At 70.9% G+C, this 26,981-nt stretch carries 26 protein-coding genes and 2 tRNA genes; 6 read left to right on the top strand and 22 right to left on the bottom strand.

The features are described 5' to 3' along the window. Positions 1-205 precede the first annotated feature (205 nt). From BV907_RS15285 to BV907_RS15270, 4 genes are read right to left on the bottom strand one after another with little or no spacing between them, the layout of a single operon-like run. Positions 206-1,333, bottom strand: coding sequence for a winged helix DNA-binding domain-containing protein (locus tag BV907_RS15285; RefSeq protein ID WP_077490596.1), 1,128 nt, complete (start codon positions 1,331-1,333; stop codon positions 206-208). A 46-nt stretch (positions 1,334-1,379) separates the two neighbouring features. Beyond that, positions 1,380-2,444 (bottom strand): UDP-N-acetylmuramate dehydrogenase, encoded by a 1,065-nt coding sequence (locus tag BV907_RS15280; RefSeq protein WP_077490595.1) that lies wholly within the window; start codon positions 2,442-2,444, stop codon positions 1,380-1,382. Further along, on the bottom strand, positions 2,441-2,887 hold the full coding sequence (locus tag BV907_RS15275; RefSeq protein ID WP_425441649.1) for a MaoC/PaaZ C-terminal domain-containing protein: 447 nt from the start codon (positions 2,885-2,887) through the stop codon (positions 2,441-2,443). Before BV907_RS15275 ends, BV907_RS15280 begins: the two co-directional genes overlap by 4 nt. A gap of 5 nt (positions 2,888-2,892) precedes the next feature. After that, a complete protein-coding gene (locus BV907_RS15270; RefSeq protein ID WP_077490593.1) occupies positions 2,893-3,342 on the bottom strand; it encodes an FAS1-like dehydratase domain-containing protein in 450 nt (149 codons plus the stop codon). Positions 3,343-3,414: 72 nt separating this feature from the next. Here BV907_RS15270 and BV907_RS15265 point away from each other — a divergent pair, with 72 nt between their 5' ends. Beyond that, positions 3,415-3,828, top strand: a complete 414-nt coding sequence (locus BV907_RS15265) for an ArsR/SmtB family transcription factor (protein WP_077490592.1) — start codon at positions 3,415-3,417, stop codon at positions 3,826-3,828. Beyond that, positions 3,825-5,528 (top strand): SulP family inorganic anion transporter, encoded by a 1,704-nt coding sequence (locus BV907_RS15260; RefSeq protein WP_139346812.1) that lies wholly within the window; start codon positions 3,825-3,827, stop codon positions 5,526-5,528. The genes BV907_RS15265 and BV907_RS15260 overlap by 4 nt, the downstream gene beginning before the upstream one ends. A 93-nt stretch (positions 5,529-5,621) precedes the next feature. Here the strand turns inward: BV907_RS15260 and BV907_RS15255 are convergent, their stop codons facing one another. The 5 genes from BV907_RS15255 to BV907_RS15235 form a co-directional block, all read right to left on the bottom strand. Beyond that, positions 5,622-5,846, bottom strand: a complete 225-nt coding sequence (locus tag BV907_RS15255) for a hypothetical protein (protein WP_077490591.1) — start codon at positions 5,844-5,846, stop codon at positions 5,622-5,624. Positions 5,847-5,856: 10 nt separating this feature from the next. Then, positions 5,857-6,738, bottom strand: coding sequence for an HpcH/HpaI aldolase/citrate lyase family protein (locus BV907_RS15250; RefSeq protein WP_077490590.1), 882 nt, complete (start codon positions 6,736-6,738; stop codon positions 5,857-5,859). An 80-nt stretch (positions 6,739-6,818) separates the two neighbouring features. Then, positions 6,819-7,034, bottom strand: a complete 216-nt coding sequence (locus BV907_RS15245; protein WP_139346811.1) for a hypothetical protein — start codon at positions 7,032-7,034, stop codon at positions 6,819-6,821. 103 nt (positions 7,035-7,137) lie between these two features. Then, on the bottom strand, positions 7,138-7,578 hold the full coding sequence (locus BV907_RS15240) for a pyridoxamine 5'-phosphate oxidase family protein (RefSeq protein WP_077490588.1): 441 nt from the start codon (positions 7,576-7,578) through the stop codon (positions 7,138-7,140). A gap of 124 nt (positions 7,579-7,702) precedes the next feature. Beyond that, positions 7,703-9,385 (bottom strand): glycoside hydrolase family 13 protein, encoded by a 1,683-nt coding sequence (locus BV907_RS15235; RefSeq protein WP_077490587.1) that lies wholly within the window; start codon positions 9,383-9,385, stop codon positions 7,703-7,705. 124 nt (positions 9,386-9,509) lie between these two features. Here BV907_RS15235 and BV907_RS15230 point away from each other — a divergent pair, with 124 nt between their 5' ends. Then, entirely contained in the window at positions 9,510-10,688 is a 1,179-nt protein-coding gene (locus BV907_RS15230; protein ID WP_077490586.1) for an ROK family protein, read from the top strand. A 280-nt stretch (positions 10,689-10,968) separates the two neighbouring features. Here BV907_RS15230 and BV907_RS15225 read toward each other — a convergent pair whose 3' ends face one another. The 3 genes from BV907_RS15225 to BV907_RS15215 all read right to left on the bottom strand — a co-directional run bounded on the left by BV907_RS15225 (position 10,969) and on the right by BV907_RS15215 (position 14,189). Next, positions 10,969-12,324 (bottom strand): aspartate aminotransferase family protein, encoded by a 1,356-nt coding sequence (locus BV907_RS15225; RefSeq protein ID WP_245828013.1) that lies wholly within the window; start codon positions 12,322-12,324, stop codon positions 10,969-10,971. Beyond that, a complete protein-coding gene (locus BV907_RS15220; protein ID WP_077490584.1) occupies positions 12,269-13,402 on the bottom strand; it encodes a phosphotransferase in 1,134 nt (377 codons plus the stop codon). Before BV907_RS15220 ends, BV907_RS15225 begins: the two co-directional genes overlap by 56 nt. 115 nt (positions 13,403-13,517) lie before the next feature. Beyond that, complete coding sequence (locus tag BV907_RS15215) at positions 13,518-14,189, bottom strand: haloacid dehalogenase type II (protein WP_077490583.1); 672 nt, start codon at positions 14,187-14,189, stop codon at positions 13,518-13,520. A 297-nt stretch (positions 14,190-14,486) separates the two neighbouring features. On the opposite strand from BV907_RS15215, the gene BV907_RS15210 reads away from it, so the two are divergent. Together BV907_RS15210 and BV907_RS15205 are read left to right on the top strand one after the other, a co-directional pair. Further along, positions 14,487-15,413, top strand: coding sequence for an ABC transporter substrate-binding protein (locus BV907_RS15210; protein ID WP_077490582.1), 927 nt, complete (start codon positions 14,487-14,489; stop codon positions 15,411-15,413). A 117-nt stretch (positions 15,414-15,530) separates the two neighbouring features. Next, on the top strand, positions 15,531-16,670 hold the full coding sequence (locus tag BV907_RS15205) for an ROK family protein (RefSeq protein ID WP_077490581.1): 1,140 nt from the start codon (positions 15,531-15,533) through the stop codon (positions 16,668-16,670). A gap of 129 nt (positions 16,671-16,799) precedes the next feature. On the opposite strand, the gene BV907_RS15200 is transcribed toward BV907_RS15205, so the two are convergent. The 8 genes from BV907_RS15200 to BV907_RS15165 form a co-directional block, all read right to left on the bottom strand. After that, on the bottom strand, positions 16,800-17,312 hold the full coding sequence (locus BV907_RS15200; protein WP_139346810.1) for a hypothetical protein: 513 nt from the start codon (positions 17,310-17,312) through the stop codon (positions 16,800-16,802). Between the two features lie 161 nt (positions 17,313-17,473). Continuing rightward, complete coding sequence (locus BV907_RS15195) at positions 17,474-18,481, bottom strand: aldo/keto reductase (protein WP_245828012.1); 1,008 nt, start codon at positions 18,479-18,481, stop codon at positions 17,474-17,476. Positions 18,482-18,544: 63 nt separating this feature from the next. Continuing rightward, positions 18,545-18,618 (bottom strand) — tRNA-Met (locus BV907_RS15190). A 64-nt stretch (positions 18,619-18,682) separates the two neighbouring features. Continuing rightward, positions 18,683-18,754, bottom strand: a tRNA-Thr gene (locus BV907_RS15185). Between the two features lie 153 nt (positions 18,755-18,907). Beyond that, positions 18,908-21,067, bottom strand: a complete 2,160-nt coding sequence (locus BV907_RS15180; RefSeq protein ID WP_077490579.1) for a DEAD/DEAH box helicase — start codon at positions 21,065-21,067, stop codon at positions 18,908-18,910. A gap of 317 nt (positions 21,068-21,384) precedes the next feature. Beyond that, positions 21,385-22,032, bottom strand: a complete 648-nt coding sequence (locus tag BV907_RS15175) for an MOSC domain-containing protein (protein ID WP_077490578.1) — start codon at positions 22,030-22,032, stop codon at positions 21,385-21,387. A gap of 44 nt (positions 22,033-22,076) precedes the next feature. Next, positions 22,077-22,778 carry a response regulator gene (locus BV907_RS15170; protein ID WP_077490577.1) on the bottom strand — a complete coding sequence of 234 codons (702 nt, stop codon included), beginning with the start codon at positions 22,776-22,778 and terminating at the stop codon, positions 22,077-22,079. Further along, entirely contained in the window at positions 22,762-24,321 is a 1,560-nt protein-coding gene (locus BV907_RS15165) for a sensor histidine kinase (protein WP_077490576.1), read from the bottom strand. Before BV907_RS15165 ends, BV907_RS15170 begins: the two co-directional genes overlap by 17 nt. 79 nt (positions 24,322-24,400) lie before the next feature. Here BV907_RS15165 and BV907_RS15160 point away from each other — a divergent pair, with 79 nt between their 5' ends. Then, positions 24,401-24,796, top strand: a complete 396-nt coding sequence (locus BV907_RS15160; RefSeq protein WP_077490575.1) for a YybH family protein — start codon at positions 24,401-24,403, stop codon at positions 24,794-24,796. 36 nt (positions 24,797-24,832) lie between these two features. Here the strand turns inward: BV907_RS15160 and BV907_RS15155 are convergent, their stop codons facing one another. Together BV907_RS15155 and BV907_RS15150 are read right to left on the bottom strand one after the other, a co-directional pair. Continuing rightward, complete coding sequence (locus BV907_RS15155) at positions 24,833-25,768, bottom strand: cytochrome b/b6 domain-containing protein (protein ID WP_077490574.1); 936 nt, start codon at positions 25,766-25,768, stop codon at positions 24,833-24,835. 26 nt (positions 25,769-25,794) lie between these two features. Then, positions 25,795-26,967, bottom strand: coding sequence for a cystathionine gamma-synthase (locus BV907_RS15150; protein ID WP_077490573.1), 1,173 nt, complete (start codon positions 26,965-26,967; stop codon positions 25,795-25,797). Between the last annotated feature and the right edge of the window lie 14 nt (positions 26,968-26,981).

Genomic DNA, 26,981 nt, shown 5'->3' with positions numbered 1-26,981 from the left:
GGTCCCGATCAGCTCCGCCCCACCGAGCCCGGCGGAACCGCATCACCTGCCCTCCGCCGCAAGGGCGGCCCTGCTCCGGGCCGCAGATGCGGCGAAGGGCAGCCCATGCGGGCTTCGGCAGCAGATGCGGGCCGGCTATACAGCCAATCCGGCCGGAGGCGTGGCCGCCCCACGCTCGGGTGGGGCCCCGACCAGCGCGGGTCCCCTACCCCGCCCAGTAGGCCTCGATGCGGGCGAGGGCCTTCGCGACCCCCGCGGATGCGGCCGGGGAGAGGTCCTCGTACAGGGCCGGCTCGGGACGCGGCGCCGAGGCCTTCCCTCCCTTGGTCCACGTCCCGACGGCCCGGCCGCCCACCACGACCATCGCCTTGAAGACCCCGTTGACTCCCGGGATCACGCGGTCGAGGTACTCCGGCGGGATCGCCACAGACCGGTCCGGGTAGCCGATGGCAAGCTCGTCGTAGCCCGGCACCGCCACGGCGGCCCGCTCCCCCACGCGCGTCCCGGCGAGCGCGGCGACGTCCGGCAGGCAGTACAGCTCCCGGCCATCGAAGGAGACGACGTCGGCATCCGCAGCGGCGGCGCGGAACGGCCCGCGGACGACCCCGAGCGGCTGGGCGAGCCACCAGGCGAAGTCACGCTCGCCGACGGGCCCGTGGGAGGCGATGTACCTGCGGGCGATGGCCTCGAGCGCGTCATCGCCGCGCGGCCCGTCGTCGGCGGGAAGCCACTCGTCCGCGAGCCGGAACTCCTGCTGCCGCCCGCGCAGGGGTCCCTGCACGAGCACGAGCCGGTGGCTCAGGATCGAGAGCAGGTGGATCCCCCGCTGGCCCTTCGTGGCCTGGCCGGCCGCCTCGAACGCCTCGAACAGCTCGGGCCGGGTCAGCCCCTTGCCGCCCTCGAGCGCGGACTCGGCGACGCGGCGGACGGCGTCGACGTCCTCGCTCCCAATCCCCAGCTCGCGGTGCCGCGGCGAGGCCACATGCATGATGCGCTCCGCGGCGAGCCGGACGAACGCCCTCGCGTCCTCGGCCGCGACGAGGAAGAGCGTGCCGCGCATGGTCCAGGTGCGGACGACGGCGCCGCTCGCCAGGGCGTCCGCCACACCCGACGCCGTGGCGCGGCCCGACGCTGCCCGCGTCCGCACGCCCGCGGCGAGCAGCCCCGACTGCAGGTCTTGGCTCTGAAGGGCGCCCATGCGGCGGACGGCCTCGACCGGGTCGGCTGCCTGCCCGAGCGCCTCCCCCACGGAGGCGGCCGGGAGCAGCCCCTGCGCGGCGAGCCTGAGTCGGGCGAGCGTCGTCGTGCCCAGTGACCGGGCTGACTGTCCCATGCCCCCATCATGCCTGAGAGGCGCAGCCGTCACACGGGCGGGCGGCTCAGAGCTCCAGGCCGATGAGCAGAGGCTCGTTGTGCAGCTCGATCCCGAACTCGCGCCGGACGCCGTCCCGCACGTCGCGCGCGAGGGCCAGGAGGTCCTTCGCGCTCGCGTCGCCGCGGTTGGTCAGGGCCAGGGTGTGCTTCGTCGAGAGGGACGCGCGCCCGCCGGTCACGCTGTCCGGCGCGAGCCCATAGCCCTTGGGGAAGCCCGCGCGCTCGATGAGCCAGGCTGCGGAGGTCTTCACGAGCCCTTCCCCCGCGGGGTACCGGGGCGCGCCCTCGGGCAGGGCGGCGGCGTCGGCCTCGCTCAGCACGGGGTTCGTGAAGAACGAGCCGGTCGAGAACGTGTCCCGGTCGGCAGGGTCAAGGACCATGCCCTTGGACGCACGCAGGCGCAGGACCTCGCGCCGCACCTCGAGGGCCGAGGCCCGCTCCCCCTGCTCGATGCCGAGCGCCCGCGCGAGCTCCGCGTAGCGCACGGGGGCGCTCGTGCGGCCGAGCGGGAGCTGGAAGGACACGCTCAGCACGACGTACCGCGGCGAGCCCTCAACCGTGGTCTGCTTGAGCAGCGAGTCGCGGTAGCTGAACCGCAGCTCGCCCGGGACGAACGTCTTGACCGCCCCGGCCTGACGGTCCCACGTGCGCACCTGCCAGATGGTCTGCGAGACGTCGGCGCCGTACGCGCCCACGTTCTGCACGGGAGTCGCCCCGGTCGAGCCGGGGATGCCGGAGAGGGCCTCGAGCCCGCTGAAGGCGTGGCGCACGGCGTAGTCGACGACGTCGTCCCACACGTGCCCGGCCTGGACTGTCAGGCACGCGCCGCCGCACGTGTCCGCCGTCTCGACGGCGAGCCCCTCCGACGCGATCTTCAGGACGGTCCCGGGGTAGCCGTCGTCGGACACGACGAGGTTCGAGCCGCCGGCGATGATGAGCAGCGGCTCGCCCGCGGCGTCGGCGGTGCGCACGGCGTCGATGATCTCCGCCTCGGTGCGCGCCTCTTCGTACCGCGCCGCGGGGCCGCCGACCTCGGAGGTGGTCAGGGACGACAGGAGCGTCTGGGTCACGGGAGCTTCACGACCGCCTGCGCCTTGGTCAGCACGCGCTGGCCGGCGCAGGTCACGGCAAGGTCGATGCGCGCGGTGCGGGCCTCGGCGTCGAGCGCCCCGACGGTGCCCACGATCTCGACGACGGCGCCCGGGGCGTCGGTGCCGGTCGTGTCCGCGACGGGGACGGGCTTCGTGAACCGGGTCTGGTAGTCGATGACGGCGGCCGGGTCGCCGGCCCAGTCGACGACGAGCTGGACGGCCGCGCCCATCGTGAACATGCCGTGGGCGATGACCCCGGGCAGTTCGACCGAGACGGCGAAGTCGTTGTTCCAGTGGATCGGGTTGAAGTCCCCGGACGCCCCGGCGTACGTGACGAGGTCGGAGCGCGTCACGGAGATCTCGCGGCGGCCGATCTCGGCGCCCTTCTCCAGGGTCTCGAACCGGGGCCTGCTGACGGACACGGCGCTCACTGGCCCTCCCCCCTCACGAGGATCGACGACGTCGTGGTGGCGACCTTGCCGCCGTCCTCGCCTGAAATCTCGGCGCGGGTCGTGATCATCGCCCCGCCGCCCATCGCGCGGACCTGGTCCACGTGCAGCTCCGCGACGAGCCGGTCGCCGGCGACGATCGGCCGGTGGTGGATGAAGCGCTGCTCGGCGTGGACGACGCGGGAGAAGTCGATGCCGGACTCCGGGTCCTCGATGAGCCGGGCATCCGCGCGCTGGGCGACGATGATCGCGAACGACGGCGGCGCGACGAGGTCCGCGTGCCCGAGGGCCCGGGCGGCGTCGAGGTCGAAATGGGCTGGGTGCTGCGCCTTGACGGCGCGCGCGAACTCGCGGATCTTCTCGCGGCCGACGTCGTAAGCCTCGGCGGCCGGGTAGACGCGGCCCTGCAGGTCGGGGTTGATGGCCATGGGGAAAGCCTATCCGGTGCCCCTCGCCAGCATCGATATGATGAATTCATCAAGTCATCATCTGGAGGCATCATGTTCAGCGACCGCGAGGCGCCCCTCTACGAGATCAAGGCGAACCTCTTCAAGGGGCTTGCGCACCCGGCCCGCATCCGCGTCCTCGAGATCCTCACCGCCTCCGCAGGGCAGTCGTGCCCCGTGAGCCATCTGCTCGCCGAGACGGGCCTCGAGGCGTCCCACCTCTCCCAGCACCTCGCCACACTGCGCCGGCACGGCGTCGTCACGAGCGTCCGCACCGCGAACACCGTCGTCTACTCGCTCGCCCACCCCGCGGTCGCCGAGCTCCTCGCGATCGCCCGGACGTTCCTCCTGGACACGCTCGCCGGCTCGCACGAGCGCCTCGCGGCCGCAGCGGCGCTCCCCGACGTGTCCGCCGTGGGCGCCCCCGCCTCGGCCGGCACCGGAGCGCACGACGGCGGCGCGCGGTGACCGCCGTCGGCTCGCCCTCGCCCCGGGTCGCCCCCGCCACCCAGACGCTCCACGCGACGGCGGCGCTCCTCCCCCGCCGCTCCGACTACGCCCAGCTGGGCCGGACCTGGCGTCAGGACCTCGTCGCCGGCGTCACCGTCGGGATCGTGGCGCTGCCGCTCGCTCTCGCGTTCGGCGTGAGCTCGGGCGTGGGCGCGGAGGCGGGCCTCATCACCGCGATCGTCGCGGGCTTCGTCGCGGCCGTGTTCGGCGGCTCCCACGTGCAGGTCTCCGGCCCGACCGGCGCCATGGTCGTCGTCCTCGCACCCATCGTGGCGACCCACGGCGTCGGCGCGGTCGCGCTGCTGAGTCTCGGCGCCGGCGTCGTGCTCGTGGCGCTCGGGGCGTCCAGGCTCGGCAGGGCCGTCGCGTACATCCCGTGGCCGGTCGTGGAGGGCTTCACCCTCGGGATCGGCGTCATCATCTTCCTCCAGCAGGTCCCGCTCGCGGTGTCGGCCGATGTCGCGCCCGGGCACAACACGGCCGCTGCCGCGGCTGAGGCGCTCGCCTCGTCGCCGTGGCCGCGCGCCGGGGCGAGCGTCGCCGTCGTCGTGCTCGTCGCGGCGGTCATGCTCCTCGTCCCGCGCCTCCACCGGGCCCTGCCGGCGAGCCTCATCGCCATTCTCGTCGCCTCCGCGGCGGTCGCGGTGTTGGGGCTCGACGTCGAACGGATCGGCGAGCTGCCGACGTCGCTCCCGGCACCCGCGCTTCCCGCGCTGGACCTCGCCACGGCGCCGGACCTGGCCGGGCCCGCGCTCGCGATCGCGGCCCTCGCGGCCATCGAGTCCCTGCTCTCGGCGCGCGTCGCGTCCGGGCTGACCGGACCGGAGGGCCGCACGACCGGCACGTACAACCCGGACCGCGAGCTCGTGGGCCAAGGACTCGCCTCGATCGCTGCGGGCCTGTTCGGCGGCATGCCGGCCACGGGCGCGATCGCCCGGACCGCCGTCAACGTCCGCTCGGGCGCCCGCACACGGCTTGCGGCGGTCGTCCACGCCCTCGTGCTGCTCGGCGTCGTGTACCTCGCGGCGCAGCTCGTGGGACAGATCCCGCTGGCGGCCCTCGCGGGGGTGCTCATGGTGACGGCGGCGCGGATGGTGTCGCTGCGGACGGCCCGGAGCATCCTGGGCTCGACCCGGCACGACGCGCTCGCGTTCGTGCTGACGGCGATCATCACGGTCTCGTTCGACCTCATCGTCGCCATCCAGATCGGCCTCGTCGCTGCGGCGCTGCTCACGCTTCGCCAGTTCGCGAAGCTCGGCACGGTGCGCCGTGAGCCCATCGCAGGCCCGGCGCACGACGGCGACGAGCACATCGCCGTCTTCCGCCTCGACGGTCTGATGTTCTTCGGCGCCGCCGAGCGGATCCTCCATGAGCTCGCCTCCGTGGAGGGCGTCGAGGTCGTGGTGCTGCGCTTGTCCCAGCTGCGCTACCTCGATGCCACCGGCGCGCAGGCGCTCGTGGAGGTCATCCGCACGCTTGAGGCCCGCGGCATCACGGTCCTGCTCAAGGGGGTCCAGGAGCAGCACCTCGAGCTCGTGCGGAGGGTGGGGGTCATCGCCGAGCTGCGCCACCACAAGCACCTCTTCGACTCCCTCGAGGACGCCGTGGAGCACGCCCGGAGCCACGTGAGGCGGGCGCGCGAGGCGACGGGAGCGTAGCGCCCGGGGAGGTGACCCCGCATCGCAGGAAGGTGACCCCGCATCGCAGGAAGGTGACCCCGGAACGTTGGGAGGTGACCCCGGGTGGTGGGCTTAGCGCCCCGCGCGCCGGCGCGCGTCACGCACCCGGATGCCGATCCCGACCAGGTGCGTGACGAGGCCGATGCCGATGATCGCCATCGACGCATAGAGAAGCCACGTGACGCGGCCGAGGTTCGCGGCGATGGTGAGCGCGATCCCCACCCCCAGGAAGGCCATGCCCGAGAGCACGACCTTCCTGTACAGCGGGGACGCGGTCTCCCAGAAGTCGTTGAGCATGCGCCGGCCGTCAGAGCGCCGGCTGGACGCCGAAGGCCATGGCGAGCTTCATGATCTTCTCGGCGCGGCCGAGGCGCGGCAGGTCGGAGCCGTCGCGGATGACGCGGCCGTTGGCCTCGAAGTCGCGCATGAAGTCGGAGGCCCACGCGACGTCGGACGGCGTCGGGCTGATGACCTCGTTGATCACGGTCGTCTGGTCGATCGCGAGGCACAGCTTGCCGGTCATGCCCATCATGACGGTGATGGCGCTCTGCTCGCGCAGGATCGGGTGGTTGGTGCCGACGGTCGGGCCGTCGATCGGGCCCGGCAGGTTTCCCACGCGGGACGCGACGACGAGCTTCGCGCGTGGGTAGGCCATGGCCTCCTGGGTCGCAGCCATGCCCGTGTCGCGGCGGAAGTCGCCGGAGCCGAAGGCGAGCCGGAACGCGCCCTGGGCCTTGGCGATGTGGTTGGCCTCCTCGATGCCCACGGCGGACTCGACGAGCGGGATCACCGGCGTCTTGCCGTCCATGCGGTGGAAGCTCTCGGTGACCTGGTCCGCGGACTCGGTCTTGGCGAGCATGACGCCGAGCAGGCCGGGGTTGCCGCGCAGGCCCGCGAGGTCGTCGGCCCAGAACGGGCTCGTGGCGTCGTTGATGCGCACCCATGCGCGGCCGCCGCCGCCGAGCCAGCCGGCGACGTTCGCGCGCGCGTGGTCCTTCTGCGAGGGGTCCACGGCGTCCTCGATGTCGAGGATGATCGCGTCGGCGCGGGAGGCCGCGGACTCGTCGAAGAGCTCCGTCTTCATCGCGTTGACGAGCAGCCACGAGCGGGCGATCTCGGGGCTGATCGATCGGGACGGGCGGCCCTCGCTGGCCGGGCGTGCCGAGTCGGCGGCAGTCGTTGAGGTCATGGTTCAACGGTAGCCCCCGACGCCCCCGGCTGGCACATTATGCCGCGTCGGTCACAGGGATGAGGGATGCCGCGCAGTCCTCAGAACGTGCCCATGGCGTAGCGGACGCTCCAGCCGCCGCACGCCTCCCACCACTGGATGTCGGAGCGCTCATCCGGCCTGGGGCCGCTGCGCGCCTCCGGTTCACGGGCCTCTGGTTCACGCGCGTGCGCCGCGTGCTCCCCCGCCTCGGTATGTCGCACGGGGGCGCTCGCGCCCCCGTGGTCCTGCTCGGCCATGTGACTCCCCTGACTCACGGTGCTCGGTCGAAGAATCGGGCCCCCATCCCGGTGATGATTCCAGTTCACGCCGCAACGCGTGATATGTCAATACGCTGGATTTATTGAGCCCGTCGGTGCATCAGTGCGCGAGGTAGACCTGCCGCCCGCTCACGCTCTCGGGCACAATGCGCACGAAGAGGTCCCGGATCCCCCCGGCCCAGGGCTCGTCGGTCATGTGGCCGAACAGCACGGTGAGCTCCTCGCGGTCCTCGACGGCCTCAGCGGCGCCCGAGACGAGGACCGACCAGCCGGACTGGAGGGCCGGGCTCGCGGAGTCCGTCTGGAGCGCGGCGCCCTGCTGCGGGAGGCTCGAGGCAACCACACCGTCCCGCGAGGTGCGAAAGTAGAGGGCCCCGTGGAGCACGATGTAGTTGACCGGAAACACCCTCACCCGCCCCTCGGACACAAAGCCGACACGCCCCAGTCCCGAGGCACCCAGGAGAGCCCAGCATCGCTCCTCGGCCAGATCATGGCTCTCGTGGCGAGCCCCCGGGCCGTAGTCGAGATTGAGTTCGGACATGGCTTCCTCCTCGGCAGCGTCTCGGAATGCGTCAAAGGATTTCATGCCGGAGGCCTGCGGCGGAAGGGCCAGAAGCCCCCTTCCGCCGCAGGCCTCCGGCGCTGTCAGCCCCCCCGGCGAGAGATCAGCCCTGGGAACGGATCCAGGCGGTCGCGCCGGCCGGAAGCTTGCCCTCCTCGGCCTCCGCGCTCACGAGCAGGAGGTCGCCCTCGGGCAGGTTCACCGGCGCGTCGCCGAAGTTGGCCACGACGTGCCAGCCGCCGGGCCGCTCGAAGTGCAGCACGTCGTCGTCGGCGCTCTCGTGCCACGTGAGCCGCTCCGCACCCTGGAGCTCGTGCCGCAGGGCGAGGGCGCGGCGGTAGAACGCGAGGGTCGAGCCGGCGTCCGCCTCCTGGACGCTCGCGGCGTACCGGCCGAACCACGCCGGCTGCGGCAGGTGGGACCCGCCGGAGCCGAAGCCGAACGAGGTGCCCTCCTGCTCCCACGGGAGCGGCACGCGGCAGCCGTCCCGGCCCACCTCGATGCCGGGGTTGCGGAAGAACGTGGGGTCCTGACGCTCGGAGTCCGGGATCTCGCCGACCTCCTGCAGGCCAAGCTCCTCGCCCTGGTACAGGTAGGCCGATCCCGGGAGCGCGAGCATGAGCGCCGTCGCGGCCTTGGCCCGGCGGAGGCCGAGCTCGACGTCGACCTCCGCCGGGTCGCCTCCGCGCAGGAGCCAGTCCCTGCCGTCCTGGCCCACTCCGATGTGGCCGCCGCCCTTCGGGAGGCCGTAGCGGGTCGCGTGGCGGACGACGTCGTGGTTGGAGAAGACCCACGTCGAGGACGCGCCGGTGGCGGCCGCCTCCGCGAGGTTCGTGGCGATGATCTCGCGGTACTGCCCGGCGTCGAAGTCGGCCTGGAGGAGGTCGAAGTTGAACGCCTGGCCGAGGCCCTCCGGGGAGGCGTACTTGGCGCGGCGGTCCGCGTGGACCCACGCCTCGGCGACGGCCGTGCGCGGCGGGGTGTACTCGTTGAAGATCTCGCGCCACCCGGCGTAGATGGAGTGGACCTCGTCGCGGTCCCAGAGCGGGTGCTCGCCGAGCGAGAAGAGGTCGGCGCGGTGGATCGTCTCGAGGTCGTCGTGGGCCGCGTCCATGTCCTTCTTGAGGCCGTGGGCCACGTCCACGCGGAAGCCGTCGACGCCGCGGTCGGACCAGAAGCGCAGGGTCTTCTTGAAGTCCTCGTGCACCTCGGGGTTGTCCCAGTTGAGGTCGGGCTGCTCCATGGCGAAGAGGTGGAAGTACCACTGCCCGGGCGTCCCATCCGGCTCGGTGACGCGCTCCCAGGCACCGCCCCCGAAGATCGAGGTCCAGTCATTGGGCGGCAGCTCGCCGTCGGCGCCCTGGCCGTCGCGGAAGATGTAGCGCTCGCGCGCCGCCGAGCCCTTCGGCGAGGCGAGGGCCTCCTTGAACCACTCGTGCCGGTCGGAGGTGTGGTTCGGGACGATGTCCACGATCACCCGGATGCCGGCCTCGTGGAGGGCCGCGGACATCTCGTCGAAGTCCTCGAGGGTGCCGAGCTTCGGGTCGACGTCCCGGTAATCGTCCACGTCGTACCCGCCGTCGGCGAGGGCCGAGGGGTAGAAGGGGCTCAGCCACACGGCGTCGATCCCGAGCTGCTTGAGGTAGGGAACGCGCGAGGTGATGCCCTTGAGGTCTCCGATGCCGTCGCCGTTGGCGTCGGCGAAGCTCCGCGGGTAGATCTGGTAGACGGCGGCCTGGCGCCACCAGTCGGCGTCGGGGGCGGGGGTCGCGGGGGTGGTGGACACCGATGCTCCTTGAGGATTGTCGTTGCGGTTCGAGGCATCTGGCCCGCAGGCGAGCCTCTAATTTAGACTCTAAATTTAGTCGCATGAATATTATGTGAAGCGTCCGCGAGGGAGGTCAAGGCCAATGCAGGACGTCACCGCGCCGGGGCCGCACCTGGTCCGCTGGGTCAACGCGCGCGCCGTGCTCGAGGTGCTGAGAAGGGCCTCCGGCGTGCTGAGCGTGAGCGAGCTCATGGACCACACCCGGCTCACGCGCGCCACGGTCATCGCCGTGTGCGAGGACCTCGTGCAGCGCGGCTGGGCCGAGGAACCGGACGTCCCCCGCGGCCCGGGGCCGCAGAAGGGCCGCCCCGCGCGCCGCTTCGCGTTCCGGGCCGACGCCGGGGCCGTGCTCGGGATCGACCTCGGCGTCGCCAAGGCCACGGTGCTCGTTGCCGACCTGCGCGGCGAGACCCTCGCCCAGGCCACGAGCGGCATGCCCGCGGAGGCCGAGGCCCAGCGCATCGACACCATCGCGGCGACGGCCCTGCGGGCGCTCGAGGCCTGCGGCCGGAGCCCGCGGGACGTCCTCGCCGTCGGCGCCGGCATGGCCGCGCCCGTGGACCGCGAGGGGCGCGTCGTGGGCGGGCAGGCCTTCTGGGGCCAGTTCGACTTCGGGCTCGCCGAGGCCCTGGACGAGCGCTTCGGCTGGCGGGTCCTGCTCGAGAACGATGCCAACCTCGCGGCCCTCGCCGAGCAGTGGCGGGGGGCCGCCCGGGGCGTCGAGGACGTCGCCGTCATGCTCGCGGGCGAACGCGTCGGCGCGGGCGTCCTGGAGTCCGGGCGGCTCCTGCGCGGGCACGGCGGCGGCTTCGGCGAGCTCGCGTTCCTGAGCATGGTCGACGGCGTCGGCGCGCCGGCAGGCATCGCCCAGCTCGCGCGCGAGTGGGGCGCCGAAGCAGCCACCGAGGGCGGCCTCGGCGGCATGCCGCCCGAAGAGGTGAGCGCCGAGGCGGTCTTCGCCGCGGCGACGGACGGCGATGAGGCGGCGAGGGCGGTGCTCGACCGGATCGCGCTCGTGATGGCCCGCGTCGTGGCGATCCTCTCCACCGTGTTCAACCCCGAGCTCGTCGTGATCGGCGGGGCCGTCGCGGACGCGGCGTCGCGGCTCCTCCCCCGGATCCGCGCCCAGCTCCCGGCGCTCACGGCGACGCCGGCCCGAGTCGAGGTCTCACCGCTCGGCGGTCGGGCCGTGACCCTCGGGGCCGTGCGCCGTGCCCTCGACGACGTAGCCGCCCGCTCGCTCGAGATCGACCTGCCCTAGGCCTCGGGAATCACCCGAGCGACGTGGCCACTCGTGCCACGTCCGGCATGGACATTCGGCTGCGCGAAGAACGGGTGCAGCTCGAGCTTGACGGGCATCTCGGGAGCGTTCCTGTCTGTGAAGTGTTGAAGCGTAGAGGGGTGCGGACGCTGACGCCATCGAAGGCTCAGCGCGGGCTGACGAGGTCAGCGCCCGCCACCTCACGGCCCGCATCCCGGCCGAGTCCGCCGCGATCGGCTTTCCGGATTGGTCGGGATGGGGGTGTCGATGATGAGTGAGATCAGTGCAGGTCTCGGAAGATGCGGCCCATCGCTTCGAGCAGGCGGTCTGCGTCGTTCGTGGAGAATGGCATCGGGGGGCGGAGCTTCAGGACGTTGCCCTGGGCTCCACATGCGGAGATGAGGATTCGTTCCTCGCGGAGCCTGTTCACGATGTAGGCGGCGGTTTCGCCGTCGGGAGTCAGGGTGGACCGGTCGGTCACGAGGTCGACGCCGATGAACAGGCCGCTCCCGCGGACCTCGGCGACCTGCTCCAGGCCCTGGCCGAGTTCCCGCAGCCCGGTTTGGATCTGTTCGCCGACCTTGAGGGCGTTCTCCATAAGGGACTCCTCGCGGATCACGTCCAGGACTGCCTGGGCCGCTGCGATCGCGACGGTGTTCCCGCCGAAGGTGTTGAAGTAGCGGATGTTCTTCCCGAACTCGACGAGCAGCTCGGGCTTGAAGACTGCCGCGGAGATGGGGATGCCGTTGCCCATGGGCTTGCCCATGGTGACGATGTCCGGGACGATGCCGTGGCGCTGGAAGCCCCACCATTGCTCGCCCGTGCGCCCGAAGCCCGGCTGGACCTCATCCGCGACGTACAGGCCGCCGGCGGCCTGGACTTCTTCGATGATCGGCCGGAGGAAGCCCGCCGGGCCGGCGAAGACGCCGTCAGAGGAGAAGATGCTGTCGGCGATGAAGGCTGCCAGTCCGACGCCGTGGCGCTGCAGGTCAGCAATGGCGGCACGCACCTGGTTCCGCAGGTGGTCCTCGAGGGATCCCTGGCGCGCATAGCGGAGGGTGTCGGGCGCGTCGATGACCCTGACATTGGCACCGAGGGGGACGCCCACGCCGAGCGACGGCGAGAACGCGGCTACCTCAGTCGTCAGGCCGTGGTAGGCGCCGGCGGTGACGATGATGCCCTGGTTGCCCGTGACGTACTTCGCCACGCGCATGGCGAGGTCATTGGCTTCCGAGCCGGTGCAGGTGTACATGACGTGCCCGAGCTCGGCGGGGAACGTCGAGAGGAGCTGCTCCGAGTAGTCGAGGATGGACTCCTGGACGTAGCGGGTGTTCGTATTCAGCTTCTGCATCTGCTCGTGGACGGCAGCCACGACGCGCGGGTGGGCGTGGCCCACGCTGGGGACGTTGTTGTAGGCGTCCAGGTACTCGTTCCCCTCGCTGTCGTACAGCTTGGTCCCCTGGCCGCGGACGGCTTCCACCGGGGTGTTGTAGAAGAGCCGGTAGCTCGGGCCCAGGCTCTGTTCCCGGCGTCGGATGTTCTCCTGGATGTGGTCGGGGAGCTCGCTGAGGCGTGCCGGGTCAAAGCCGTTGATCATGGCCTTGGATGGCTTGCGGACTGAGGCAGTAGTGCTCAAGGTCTCTCCTGTGGCTTGGTTCGTCGGGGTCAGGATGTGAAGCGAACTGTGGGTGCCGGGGCCGCGAGGTGAAGGCGAGCCGGTCCCAGTCGGGCTTGGAGTGGGAAAGGAGGTAATCACGTCGTTCGGGCAACTGGGTTGCCCGCCATTGCGTGATGAGGGCCCGCAGGAGAAGGCGGGCCGGAGCCGCGGCGACCAGCGCTTCCAGCTCGTGGACGGGCAGCGGGCGGAGGCTCTGATAGCCCTCGAGGACCCGGAGCGCGCGCTCCCACGGCCTGTCCGGGTCCGCTCCCAGGAGGTTGGCCATGGTGACGCTGATATCGAAGATCACGGGGGTGCGCACAGCATCCCCGAAATCGATGATCCCCGTCACGTAGTCCGGACTGCCCGGGTTGACGATGACGTTGAAGGGGCTGAAGTCTCCATGGATCACCTGGGAGGTGAGAGTGCCGAGAAGCGGCACCACCGCTCGATCGAACTGGTCGAAGATGCCCTCGGCCAAGGATCGCCTTGCTCCGTCATCGACATAGTCAAGAAGCGGCCGCATGCGGTGGAAATGCTTGAGGTCCCACAGGAGCCTCCGGTTGGCACGAGGATGATCGAAGTCCTGCAGCGCACGGTTCAGACGGGCAAGGCTTGCGCCCACGGAGCGGAGCTGGGCGGCGGACGGCGTGTCGTTGGCCAGCAACTGTCCCGGCATGAACTGCATCACCCGGAGCACTCGGTCAAACGGCCCCCGAGACGCGGGGACGAGGACTTCCGAGCCCCCGTCGAGATTTCTGACAACGCGCTGGACCGGAAGCTCAGGCGCGGCCCGCTCGAGGTGCTCCATGCACGCCGTCTGGAGCTGGACGATCATGGGGTCCTCATCCGAGGGCGACAGCTTCACCAGATAGTTTCCGTCGTCGTTCTGGAGGCGGAAGGTCTCGTCCTTCTCGGTGGGGATCCGGATGAGCTCGCCCTCCAGCCCGTAGAACTGATCCAGGAGCCGCAAGACAGCCGAGTCCTCAAGCTGGGACTGCTCCGCAAGGAGGCCGCTCTCGGATGCGACGGCGTCGATGAAGGCAGTGTCGCTCATGATGTCACGCTCTCAATGGTCGAAGGAAAAGGTCAGGAGCCGATGTCCCCCGGGGAGGCAGAAGGCGCCCCTACGAGGAATCCAGAATGATGGACGCCTTCTGCCTCGGGAAGCGTCAGAGGCCCAGGTTCTTGTTGAGCTCCTCCAGGGAGTAGACGGTCGTGTAGTTGTAGCCGGGGCTGTGCGGGTCGTAGCCGCGGTCGAGGTAGATGGTGTTGGGGAAGCCGAGGTCATGCATGGGCATGAGGTCGTACCGCGTGTGCGAGGAGACGTGGAGGAAGTCCTCGGGCGAGGCGTTCAGGGTGTCGAGCATGTGCTCGAAGGCCTGGTAGCGCGGCTTGTAGGCCTGCGCCTGCTCAGCGGTGAGGACAGCATGGAACTCGGCGCCGAGCCTCGGGACAGTGATGTCCAGGTAGCTGTCCTCGGCGTTGGACAGGATCACGAGCTGGTAGTTCTCGCCCATCGTCTTCAGCGGGGCGGGGACGTCCTCGTGGGGAACCCAGCCGCGGACTGCCTCGGCGAACTCCGCGCCGGCGCCCTCGGTCGGGGCCAGGCCCCAGCGCTTGCAGACGCGGTCGAAGGAGTCCTGGAAGATCTGGTCGTAGGGCTTGTAGTCGCCGCACACCGCGTCGTAGCGGAAGCCCCGGAACATGGCCTTGAAGGCAGGCCACTGCTCCTCGGGCAGCCGGCCATCCAGCAGGCGCCGCGTGGTGGGGTCGATGTTGAAGTTGATGAGCGTTCCGTAGCAGTCGAAGGAGATGTACTTCGGCCGGAAGTTGGTGGGCATGAGGGTCCCTTCGGAAGAGCGTAGGTGAGGCCGGCGCTCGTCCCCTGGAGTCCGTCCCGCACCTGCCGCGGCTTTTTTATGCACTCTGAATCTATAGTGGCGGATGTAGATCGTCAACAGTTCTTCCGAGATCGGTTCTCAATTGGATTGGACTGAAAGCTCCTGGAGGATGTTGACAATCGACGTATGGATGAGTTCTATTCATGGTGGATGTTGAACGAGATCCACCTCACACTCCCCCGAATCACTCTTCGCTCAGCGGTTCTCGCCGCCTGAGACCAGTCGAACGGAAGCACCATGAAGACCAGAAGCACGATTCACCTCGCAGCAGCAGGGCTCGCTGCCCTGCTGGCGCTCACCGCGTGCGGCGCCAACGCCAGCAGCAGCCAGACGACGGAACTCCCCAAGACGCAGAACACCCGAGACATCTCCGAGGGCGTCCAGCCTGACCCCGCGGCCGTGGCACTGCTGCCGCAGTCCTCCAAGGACAAGGGCGAACTCATCGTCGCCATGGACCTGAGCTCCCCGCCCATGACGTTCCTCGCGGAGGACAATGTCACGCCGATCGGCGTGAACCCGGATCTCGCCCGCATTGTGGCCAAGAAGCTGGGACTGAAGCTCAAGTTCGAGAACACGGCGTTCGACACGATCGTCCCCGGCATCGACGGCGGCCGCTACGACTTCACCGCCACCACCATGTCCGCCACGGAAGAGCGGCTCAAGGTCATGGACATGATCAACTACCTCAAGGGCGGCTCGGCCGTAGCAGTACCCGACGGCAACCCGCAGAATCTGACCAACGAGGCACTGTGCGGCAAGAACGTTGCCGTAACCAAGGGCTCCACCCAGCAGCTGAAGCACCTGCCGAACGTCTCGGAGTGGACCTGCACCTCCCAGGGCAAGCCGGCGATCAACGCCGTGACGCTGCCCAACATCCAGGAGGCCCTGACGCAGCTGGACTCCAAGCGCGTTGACGGTGTCTTCTACGACGCCAGCGGCCTGGCCTGGGCGCAGGCCCAGCAGCCCGGCCACTTCACCGTCCTGGAGCCGAGGATGGACACCCGCACGAACACCCACGTCGCCATGGGACTGAAGAAGGGATCACCCTTGACACCGGCCCTGCAGAAGGCGATCCAGTCCATGCTTGAGAGCCCGCAGTACAAGGAGTCCCTGGGGTACTGGGGCCTCAATGAATCAGCCATCACCGAAGCGACGATCCGCTAGGACGAGCCCCCTAGCCCGTCCCGGCAGTGTGCTGCCGGGGCGGGCTGCCCCGCTGGCGGGGTCGCCGCCGATTCCATGGGTGAGGCAGTGACCGATCTACCCATTTAAGGTTGGCCTATGAGCGGCAACCCTGCAGCACGCGGCTACAACAAGGCGTCGGTCCTCGACGCGGTCCTTTCCGAGGCGCCTCTGACGCGCAGCAGGGTGATCGAACTGACGCGCCTGAGCCAGGCCACGGTCTCCCGGAAGGTGGAAGAGCTCCGTCTCGATGGATTCGTGGTCGAGCAGGGAGTCGACGAGATGGTCGGTCGGGGCCGGCGTTCCACGTATCTGGATGTGCCCGGCACGGCGGGGCACATCGTCGGCATCGCCTTCGGGGCGCAGACCACGTGCGTCCTGGTCACCGATCTGAGAGGCCGCGAGATCACCCATGCCATCGTCCCCAGCATCGAGGGCGGTGACATCGAGACCACTGCCGAGTGGCTCGCGGACCTGGTCGCGGAGACGAGTGAGTCGGCCGAAGGACCACTGCGCCAGGTCGTCGCGGCGATGCCCGGCCGCCTTCGCAACGGCTCTGCCATTCATGAGACGCCCGAATCACGGAAAATCTTTCTGGGTTCCCGTTTCCAGAAGGTCCTTGAGGACCGAGTGAAGGCTCCCGTCGTGCTGGACAGCGACGCCAGCGCCTCCTTGCGGGGCATCCTCAAGGAGGATGCCCACATCGGCAATGCTGCCTTGTTCATGCTCAGTTCGGCGCTGAACTTCGCGAGCTGCACCGATCACGAGATCACCCAGGGGCGCACGGCGGCCTTCGGAGATCTCGGCGTCCTCTACTCAGGCGTCGGCAGCGAGACCCTCGACGGGCTGCTGAGCGGCAAGGGCCTGTTGCGGTTCGCCCGGGCCCGCGGACTGGAGCTGGAGCGCGTCGAGGCCCTCTGGTCCGAGCCGCAGGAGGCGCCGTCCCTTCCGGAGGTGGTGGAGGCGTTCACGACCGCGATCGTGACGGCCGTGACTGCCGTTGCGGTCACGCTGGACCCGGAATCCGTCTACTTCGTGGGCCGCCTGAGTCCGCTCGCCGAGGAGGTCCTCCCCGAGGCACGCAGGCGACTGGCGCAGAACCTGCCCAGCGCCCCCGAGATCAGAGTGGTGCCGCAGGTCATCGGCCTCTCGGTGGCCCGAGGAGCCGCCTACGCCGGACAGGCGCTGGCCCAAGCCCGGCTCCGGGAATCCGTCCTCAGTGCCCCATTCGCCAACTAGAGACCCCCCTGTCGGATTCGAGCCGGCGATCTACCAGCAGGGCCAAGTGCCGGCCGCCTCCGTGCCGAGGTGAACGAGCAGGGGCCTGCCTCGGCAGGTTCTCGCCGAAGCAGGCCCCGGTCGCGGAAGCTAGTGGCGGATCTCCAGCCTGCTGCCCTTCGACTGCGAGATGTGCGCCTCGTCGAAGAGCGGTGCGCCGCTCAGGGATGCCTCGGAGAACGATCCCGAGCTCGTGGAGACGTAGTGGTAGACGCCCGGCTCGACGAACCTCACGCTGAATCCCTGCTGGGTCGGCGCGCCCACGGCGTTCCAGTGCAGATCGACGTCGAGCGTGGTCCCATCCGTGAGCGGCACGGCTGCCTTCGCGTGGACCGCGTTGCGGTTGAAGTCGAAGACCTCTGCAGGGGCCATCCCCTCCACGTACTGCAGAAGCACATGGGTGCACTCATTCGCCATGAAGTCGTAGTACCCCACCATGGGGCCGAACCCCTTGTCGAAGGCCAGCAGATCCTTCCGGGACACGATGCACCCGTCGGGGCTCCTCGTCTCAGAGCTCGCGAAGGCGAATTCCCCGCTGTACTTGTCACTGACCACCTGGGTTGCTGCGGAAGCGGACGGCGCCATGAGGAGAGTGACCCCCATGGCCGCGACCAGTGCCGAAGCGAAGGAACGGACCGAAGCGCGCATTTTTGCACCTGACTTTCGAGAGTTAACTGCCGGTGCAAATGATGGTCGCATCGCAGTTATGGCCAGCACAAGGGATTAATCCAATCGTTAGCGTTTTGAGCCAACCGGCCCCCGCGTCAGGGCACGCGCCGGCCCCTCGCTGCCGTGTAGAGCGCGTACCACTCAGGCCGGGTCATGGCCGCCGCGACGCCCTCGGCACCCGCGCACGCGGCGATCCGCGCGGGGTTCGCCGAGCCGATGACGGGGGCGATGCGCGCCGGGTGGCGCATGAGCCAGCCCAGGACGATCGCCTCGCGCGTGACGCCCTTCGCCTGCGCCATCTCCCCGACAAGCCGCCCCGTGCCGACCTCCGCCTCGGCGTGCGGCCCCGCCTGGTCGTGGCGCGCCGTCGGCCGCCCGGTGTACCGACCGCCGGCGAGCGGCGACCACGCCTGCACCTCGGCGCCCGTGCGCGCGCAGTGCTCGAGCGTCCCGTGCGGGAACGCGACGCCGGTGCCCTCGGCGTGGTTGACGAGGATGCCGCTGTCCACGAAGTCGTGCCGGCCGAGGCTCAGCTCGAGCTGGTTCGCCGCGAGCGGGCCGGGCAGGTGGTCCTCGAGGGCGGCCATCTGAGCGGCGGAGAAGTTCGAGACGCCGACGGCGCGGACCGCGCCGGAGTCGAGCAGGCGGACGACGGCGGCACCCACCTCCGCGGGGTCGAGCAGCGGGTCGGGACGGTGCAGGAGCAGGCAGTCGAGGTAGTCTGTGCGCAGTCGCCCGAGCGTGCTGCGGACGCGGTCCTCGATGGCCTCGGCGCTCAGGTCGTAGTAGGCGTCGAGGCCGTCCTCGCCGAGGCGGATGCCGACCTTGCCCTGGATCCAGACCCGCTCGCGGAGCCCCGCGCTGCGGGCGAGCACCTCCCCGAAGACCGACTCCGATGTGCCGCCGCGGTAGATGTCCGCGTGGTCGAAGCGGTCGATGCCGATGCCCTGCGCGGCCTCGATGGCCTCGGCGGCGTGGTCGACCTCGGCGGCGCCGTAGTGCGGGGACCCCCAGGCCCCGCCAAGGCCCATGCAGCCGTAGATGAGGCGGGACCGCGAAGCGGTCGGGTGCGCAGCGGTGGGGGGCATGGCGGGTTCGGACATGGCACCTTCTTCGGGGCGCGGGGACGACAAAGGGGCCCGTCCTCGGGACGGACCCCTTGATCGTAGCGGTGCCGGGACTCGATCCCGGGACCTCACGATTATGAGTCGTGCGCTCTAACCAGCTGAGCTACACCGCCACACACAAGGAAAAAGGCCGTGCCATCCGGTCAACGACCGGTTGACACGGACCCTCCTTGCGAGAGCCCCCCACGGGAATCGATCCCGTGACCTCCATCTTACCAAGATGGCGCTCTACCACTGAGCTAGGGGGGCAACAGACAGATACTTTACCGCACCGCTGGACGTGGCGACAAATCGGCGGAACGCCACGGCGGACGGGCTGTCACGGGCCCCGGAGGACGCCGCAGGGCGCCTCCCTGAGGGGAGGCGCCCTGCTGGATCATCGCGGGATGGGCCCGGTCCGAGTCACCACTTGCGGCCGCGGCCGCCGTCCTTGCCGTAGCGGGGCTTGCGGTCGCCGCCGAAGCCACCACGGTCGCCGCCGAAGCCACGATCGCGGTCGCCGCCGAAGCCGCCGCGGCCGCCCCGGTCACCGCGATCGCCACGCTCACCGCCGAAGCCGCCGCGTGCGCCACGGTCGCCGAAGCCCCGGTCCCCGCGGTCGCCGTAGTCGCTGCGGTTGCTGTAGTCGCTGCGGTTTCCGCGGAAGCCGCCCCGGCCACCGCCGCGCCCGCCACGGTCCTCGTAGCCGCCCTCGCGCTCGCGGCTGGGGCGGCGGCCCGTGTCGAGCTCGAGCTTGATGAGCTCCCCGCCGATCCGGGTCTTGGAGAGGGCCTGCCACTGCTCGGCGGAGAGCTCGGCGGGGAGCTCGACGAGCGAGTGGTCGGCGCGGATGTCGATCCCGCCGATCTGACTCGAGTGGAAGCCGCCCTCGTTGGCGAGGGCGCCCACGATCGAGCCCGGCAGCACGCGCTGGCGGCGGCCGACGGCGATCCGGTAGGTCGCGTTCCCCTCGGTCACGCCGCGGGACGGGCCGCGGGAGCCGAAGCCGTCCTTGCCGCGCTCGCGCTTCTGGAAGTCCGGCGTGGCCGGGAGCTCCTGGACGAAGAACGGCTGGTCGCCCTGGACCATGACGGCAAGCGCCGCCGCGATCTCGGCCGCGGGGACCTTGTGCTCCTCCTCGTAGGAGGCGATGAGGTCGCGGAACATCGCGACGTCCTCGGACTCGAGGGTCTCCGTGATCTGGTCCGCGAACTTGCTCATGCGCAGCGAGTTCACCGTCTCGGCGGTCGGCAGGTGCATCTGCTCGACGGCCTGGCGCGTGGCCTTCTCGATCGCGCGCAGGAGGTACTTCTCGCGCGGGGTCATGAACAGGATCGCGTCGCCGCTGCGGCCGGCGCGGCCCGTGCGGCCGATCCGGTGCACGTAGCTCTCGGTGTCCGTGGGGATGTCGTAGTTGACGACGTGGCTGATGCGCTCGACGTCGAGGCCGCGCGCCGCGACGTCGGTCGCCACGAGGATGTCGACCTTGCCGGCCCGCAGGGCCTCGACCGTGCGCTCGCGCTGGGCCTGGGCGATGTCGCCGTTGATCGCGGCGGCCTGGAAGCCACGCGCCTTGAGCTTCTCGGCGAGGTCCTCGGTGGCCATCTTGGTGCGCACGAAGGCGATCACGCCGTCGAACTCCTCGACCTCGAGGATCCGGGTCAGGGCATCCAGCTTGTGCGGGCCCATGACCTGCACGTAGCGCTGGCGGATGTTCGCGGAGGTCGTGGTCTTGGACTTGACCGTGACCTCCTCCGGGTTGTTGAGGTACTGCTTCGACATCCGGCGGATCTGCGAGGGCATCGTCGCGGAGAAGAGGGCCACCTGGCGGCCCTCGGAGGTCTCCTGGAAGATGCGCTCGACGTCCTCGGCGAAGCCCATGCGGAGCATCTCGTCGGCCTCGTCGAGGACGAGGTACTGGAGTTCCGAGAGGTCCAGCGAGCCCTTCTCGATGTGGTCGATGACGCGGCCGGGCGTGCCGACGACGACCTGGGCGCCGCGGCGCAGGCCGGCCAGCTGGGGGCCGTAGGCGGAGCCGCCGTAGACCGGGAGGACCGTGAAGTCCTCGAGGTGCTTGGCGTACGACGTGAAGGCCTCCGCCACCTGCAGCGCCAGTTCGCGAGTCGGTGCGAGCACCAGCGCCTGGGTCGAGCGGGAGGGGCCGTTCAGGTCGTGCAGCTCGGCGAGGCGGGACAGAGCGGGGACGGCGAAGGCGGCCGTCTTGCCGGTGCCGGTCTGCGCGAGGCCGACGACGTCGCGGCCCTCGAGCAGGAGCGGGATCGTCGCGGCCTGGATGGGCGAGGGCTTCTCGTAGCCGACGTCGTCCAGGGCGGCGAGGATGCGCGCGTCGATGCCGAGGTCGGAGAATCGAACGCCGTCGCCGTCTTCCTGGGGCTCGGCGGGGGCTTCGGGCGCAGCGGCAGCAGTCGCGGGAGCCGCAGTGGCCTCGGGCGCCGCGGTGCTCTCGGGGGCGGCCGTGATCTCGGGCGCCGCGGTGCTCTCGGGGGCGGCCGTGATCTCGGGGGCCGCGTCGGCCGTCAGCTCGGCGGTCTCGGGCGTGACGTCCTGGGTGGATTCAGACATGCAGGTGTCCTGTCGGGTTCTTGGGAGCCGGGGGCTCGTCGGTCGGTACCGAAGCCCAGCGCTCTCTCAATCCCGTGCCAGGGCTTCCTTCGCTGCGTCCGGCGCCACATGCACCCGTACAGCGTTTCCTTCAGCCGGACTCCCCTATGAAATTGCCCGCTCCGCGGGCCCCAACACGCAACCAGTCCTGCCTCAAGAATTGGGCAGGAGAAGGGAATTCCGGATAGTGGGGGATGCATCCACTATACGGCATGCACGACGGCGCCCTCCCACCGGCCGCTCGTCGGCGGCGGTGAGCTTGGGCACAGGACCCGCGGCTACGCGCCTGCCGCGGCCTGCTCGACGTAGCGGCGCAGGGCCGGCGCCATGCGGAACTCGCCCTCGGCATCGGCGTCCAGGAGCGCCTCGGCCCGCGCCCGGGTCGGTTCCCGGAACCACTCCCCGACCGTCACGCCGTGCGGCGGGGTGTGGACGACGGCGAGCGTGTCCCCCGCGGCAACCTCGCCGAGGTCCACGACCCGCAGGTACGCCCCGGGGCGGCCCTCCTCGGTGAAGCGCCGCGCCCAGCGCTCGACGCCGATGCGGCGGCCGAAGGTCGCGCACGGGATGCGCGGCATCGTCACCTCGAGGACGACGCCGCCGCTCGTGCGCCAGCGCTCGCCGATGACCGCTTCGGACGCCTCGAGGCCCTCGATGCGCAGGTTCTCGCCGAAGTACCCCGGCGGGACGTCGCGGCCGAGCGCCTCGGCCCACCACGCGGCGTCGGACGCCGAGTACGCGTAGAGCGCCTTGTCCTCGCCGCCGTGGTTCGCGCGGTCGGCCTGGACGTCGCCGTGCAGGCCGAGCCGGCGCACGCGCACCGAGCCCTCGACCGGGCGCTTGTCGATCGCGGTCACGCCCACCGTCCCCTCGTCCGACAGGAGCTGGTGGACGCGGCACACGGCCTGGATCACGGCTGACTTCATGCCCTCAGGGTACGCGCCACCCGCGGGCCGCGCGCTGAGGCTGGCTAGGGGTCGAAGCGGTAGCCCATCCCGGCCTCGGTGTGAAGGTGGCGCGGGTGGGCGGGATCGTCCTCAAGCTTGCGCCGCAGCTGGGCGAGGTAGACGCGCAGGTACTGCGTCTCCTTCGCGTACGCCGGTCCCCACACCTGCATCAGAATCTCGCGCTGGGTCACGAGCGCCCCCGGGCGCCGGACGAGGAGGGCCAGGATGCTCCACTCGGTCGGCGTCAGGCGCACCTGGCGGCCGTTGCGTGTCACGCGCCGCGCCGCGAGGTCGACGCTCAGGTCCCCCATCTGCACCCGGGCGGCCTCCTCGGGCGGGCGCTGCCCCCGGCGGGCCGCGGCGCGCAGCCGGGCGAGGAGCTCCTCGAGGCCGAACGGCTTGGTCACGTAGTCGTCGGCGCCAGCGTCGAGTGCCTCGACCTTGTCCTCGGAGCCGTGCCTCGCCGAGAGCACGATGATCGGCACCGAGGTCCACTCGCGCAGGCGCCGGATCACCTCGACCCCGTCCATCCCGGGCAGCCCCAGATCGAGGACCACGATGTCGAGGTGCCGCTCGGCCGCGAGGGCGAGGGCCGCCTCGCCGCTCGGCACGGTCAGGGCCTCGTAGCCGTGGACGCGCAGGTTGATCTGCAGGGCGCGGGCGATCTGGGCCTCGTCCTCGACGACGAGCACAGTGGTGGGCGTGAGGTCAGGGGAGGCGGCCATCGGCGTCCTCCCGGCGCTGGCCTTCCCCTCCGGGGGCGGCGCCCTGGGACAGCGGGAGCGACACGACCATGGTGAGCCCGCCGCCCGGGGTCTCCTCGGCCTCGATCCGGCCGCCCATCGCCTCGACGAAGCCCTTCGCGACGGCGAGGCCCAGTCCCACGCCGCCGCGCGCGGGCGCGTCGCCGAGCCGCTGGAAGGGGCGGAAGATCGTCAGCAGGTCCTGCGGCGGAACCCCGATGCCGTGGTCGATGATGCGCAGCTCGCCGCACGGCCGGCCGTCGGGACCCGGGGACCCCGCCCGTGCCGTGAACTCGACGACCTGCCCGGGCGCGTAGCGCAGGGCGTTCTCGAGCAGGTTGGCCACGACCCGGTCGAGGAGCACGGGGTCGGCGTCGACCGGCGGCGAATGCGGGGGGATGACGTCGACGACGCGGCCACCCTCGGGCAGCACGCGGGGGAGGACCTCGCGCCAGTGCACGGGCTGCAGGAGGGGGCGGACCGTGTCCGCCGTGATCCGGGACATGTCCAAGAGGTTGTCCACGAGGAGGGCGAGCCGGTCCGTGCAGTCCTCGATCGTCGCGAGGAGCTCGGCCTCCTCGTCGGGGGCGAACTCGACGGCGGGCTGGCGCAGGCTGCTCACGCTCAGCTTGATCCCGGCCAGGGGCGTGCGGAGGTCGTGCGAGACCGCCCGCAGGATGGCGGTGCGGATCGTGTTGCCCTCCACGAGGCGGCGATTGTCCTCGCGGCTGCGCACGAGCTGGGCGCGCTGGCGCATGGCCACGAAGTAGGCACCGAAGGCCTGCATCATGCGCCGCTCCCCCGGATCGAGCCGGCGCCCGGCGGCCAGGAGGGTGTACCAGCCATCGGGGGCGACCGCGTCGTCCGCGGCCGCGTGGGTCACCGGCGGTGCCTCGCCGACGCTCGCGAGGACATCCCACCCTCCGCGCCGGAGGGCCCCGGGGGGCGCGGCGGCGCCGCCGAGCCGCCCCTCGTCGTCGTCCGTGTGGCGGGCCAGGAGCGTGACGGCGCGGAGGCCGAGGGTCGCGCGCACTCGCTCCAGGAATTCCTCGGTGTCCGCGGTCGAGCCGAGGATGCCGAGCGCGAGCTCGCTCATCGCGTCCGACTCGGCGGCGGCGCGGGTCGCCTGCTCGTAGCGCCGCACCGACGCGCCGACGGCGAGGGCCACGGAGCACGCGACGGCGAGGAAGACCGCGAGCTCGACGACGGCCTCCGGCTCGGCGACGACGAAACTGCCCACGGGATCGGTCGAGAACCAGTTGAGCACGAGCGCGGCCACGACCGCGGCGGTCACCGCGGGCCACAGCCCGCCCACCACGGCCACGAGGACGGCCGCGACGAGCTGCAGTAGCATGATGATCGGGAAGTTATTGTATCCAGTCGCGACGACCGCCAGTTCGACGATGGCTGGAAGGGCGAGCGCCAGCACGAGCCCCACAAGGGTCCGACGCCGGTCCAGGACGCCCAGCTCCGCGAGCCGCAGGCGGCGTTCGCGGGCGGGGAAGAACGGAGTTCGCTCGCTCATGCGGCCCATTCTGGCAGGTCGGCGGGGAAGTCCCGTCCGGACGGACGGCCGAGGTGCGGCCCGGCGGGAAGGAACGGTCATGGCGGACCGCCCGGGGGACGAGCAGGAGCGTTCGCTCGCGCAACTGTGCCGCGCCTTCGTCAAGGGCTTCGCGGACCGCGACGCCGACGCCCTCGGGGACCTGTACCTGCCCAGCGCGACCGTCAGGCTCGGCGACGCCGAAGACTCCAAGGGCGCAGTGACCGTGGCACCCGCCGTCGCCATCGAGGACCGCATGCGCCTCGGACTCCCCCTCACGGTCACAGTCACCGGCGTCGTCGAGGACGGGTGGCAGGCCGAGGTCCTCGTCGAGTGGACCGTCTCCGGGACCTCGGCCGACGGCACCGAGATCGACCTCGCCGGCTCCGCCGTCCTCGCCTGCGAGGAGCGCCACGGCCGCTGGTACATCGCCTCCGAGCGGCTCCGCTACTCCTGACGGCCGACCGCGGGGACGCCCGGCGTGGTCCCCGCGCTAGTTCCTCGTCACCGTGCCCATGAGGGAGGCCACGGGCCGGAGGAAGAGCGGCCGGGCGAGGAACCACAGGCCCACGATGACGAGCACCGCGACGGCGAAGAAGACGAACCCGAGCCAGTCGCCGCCGTCGTGCGCAGCGAACATGTGGTTGAGGTTCCGCAGCGCGCCCGTCGTGAGCACGAGCGTGACGTGGACGACGACGAACACGACGAAGAACGCCATGACCGGGAAGTGCACGGCCCGGGCCCACTCCATCGGGAAGGCCTTGTTCAGGCGCGGCGCCTTGGCCGGCCACGCGCCGGACATGCGCAGGCCCGTGATGATCGCCAGCGGGGCCGCGATGAACACGACGGCGAAGTAGGTCAGCTGCTGGAGCGCGTTGTAGTTGATCCAGCCGTTCTCGAGCGGCCAGTCCAGCGACGCGTACTGGACCGCCGTCGACAGGGCGTGCGGGAAGACCTCCCACGTCGTGGGCACGAGCCGCACCCAGTGGCCGGTAGCGAAGATCAGCACGATGAACACGAGCCCGTTGAGCACCCACAGCACGTCGAGGCACAGGTGGAACCACAGATCGAGGCTGATCTTCTTGGGCTGGCCCTTGGTCTTGACGAGCCCCTTGTTGTTGCGCTTCCAGTAGCCCTGCGGCCGCGTCGTGTAGCGGACCTGCAAGCCCGAGCGCACGATCAGGACGATGAAGAGCAGGTTGAGGAAGTGCTGCCAGTTCAGCCACGCGGGCAGCCCGGCCTCGGTGCCTACCGGCAGTGGGGCGTGCCCCGGGTAGGTCTGGATGAACGAGGCCACGCCCTCCGTGCTGCGCAGCCACTTGGCCGCGAGCACGAGGACCGCGAGGGCCACGACGGCCCCGACGGCGATCGCGGCCGGGCGGAACCAGGGGGCCTTGGTGAGGGAGGGCGCGGAGGAGGGCTGCGGCATGTCAGGGAATCCTTGGGGGTGGGTCGCTAGAGGCGGGAGATGGCCTGGTCGAGGTCGGCGATGAGGTCGTCGGCATCCTCGATGCCGACGGAAAGGCGCACGAGGTTCACCGGAACGGCCAGCTCGGTGCCCTTGACGGAGGCGTGCGTCATCTCCGACGGGTAGTTCATGAGCGACTCGATGCCGCCGAGGGACTCGGCGAGCGTGAACAGCTCAGTGGACTCGGCGACTTTCCGGGCCGAGGACTCCCCGCCGGTGAACTGGACGGAGACCATCCCGCCGAAGCGACGCATCTGGCGCGCCGCGAGCTCGTGGCCCGGGTGGTCCGGCAGGCCCGGGTAGAGCACGCTCTCGACGCCGGGCCGGCCCACGAGCCACTCGGCGATCTGCTGGGCGTTGTCCGAGTGGCGCTCCATGCGCACCCCGAGGGTCTTGAGCCCGCGCGTCGTGAGGAACGCGTCCATCGGCCCCGAGACGGCGCCGACGGCGTACTGGACGAAGCCGATCTTCCCGGCCATCTCATCGTCGTCGAGCACGAGGGCGCCGCCCACGACGTCGGAGTGCCCGCCGATGTACTTCGTGGTCGAGTGCACGACGACGTCCGCGCCGAGCGCGAGCGGGGTCTGCAGGTAGGGGGACGCGAAGGTGTTGTCGACGACGAAGACCGCCCCGGCGTCGTGGGCGATCTGCGCGACCGCGGCGATGTCGGTGATCTTCATGAGCGGGTTGGACGGCGTCTCGAGCCACACGATCCGGGCGCTGTCGGCGCCGCCGGTCCCCACCGCCGCGCGCACCGCCTCGAGGTCCGACATGTCCACGGGCTGGTTCTCGATGCCCCACGGGCCCAGGACGCGCGAGATGAGCCGGTACGTGCCCCCGTAGGCGTCGTTGCCGAGCACGATCCGGTCCCCCGGCCGGCACAGGGCGCGGATGAGCGCGTCCTCGGCGGCGAGGCCCGAGCTGAAGGAGAATGCGTGGCGCCCGCCCTCGAGCGCCGCGAGCTGCTCCTGGAGCGAGTCCCGGGTCGGGTTGGTCCCGCGGCCGTACTCGTAGCCCTCGCGCAGCCCGCCGATCCCGTCCTGGGCGTAGGTCGACGAGAAGTGCAGCGGGGGCACGACGGCGCCCGTGCGCGGCTCGAAGGCCTGGCCCGCGTGGATCGCGCGGGTGTTGAAGCCGGTGGTCGGCTGCTGCTCGGTCATCGGTAGGTCCCCTC

Origin of the sequence: Sinomonas mesophila, from assembly GCF_001999765.1 — a bacterium.
Taxonomy (GTDB): domain Bacteria; phylum Actinomycetota; class Actinomycetes; order Actinomycetales; family Micrococcaceae; genus Sinomonas; species Sinomonas mesophila.
This window is presented reverse-complemented; position numbering and strand designations above follow the sequence as displayed.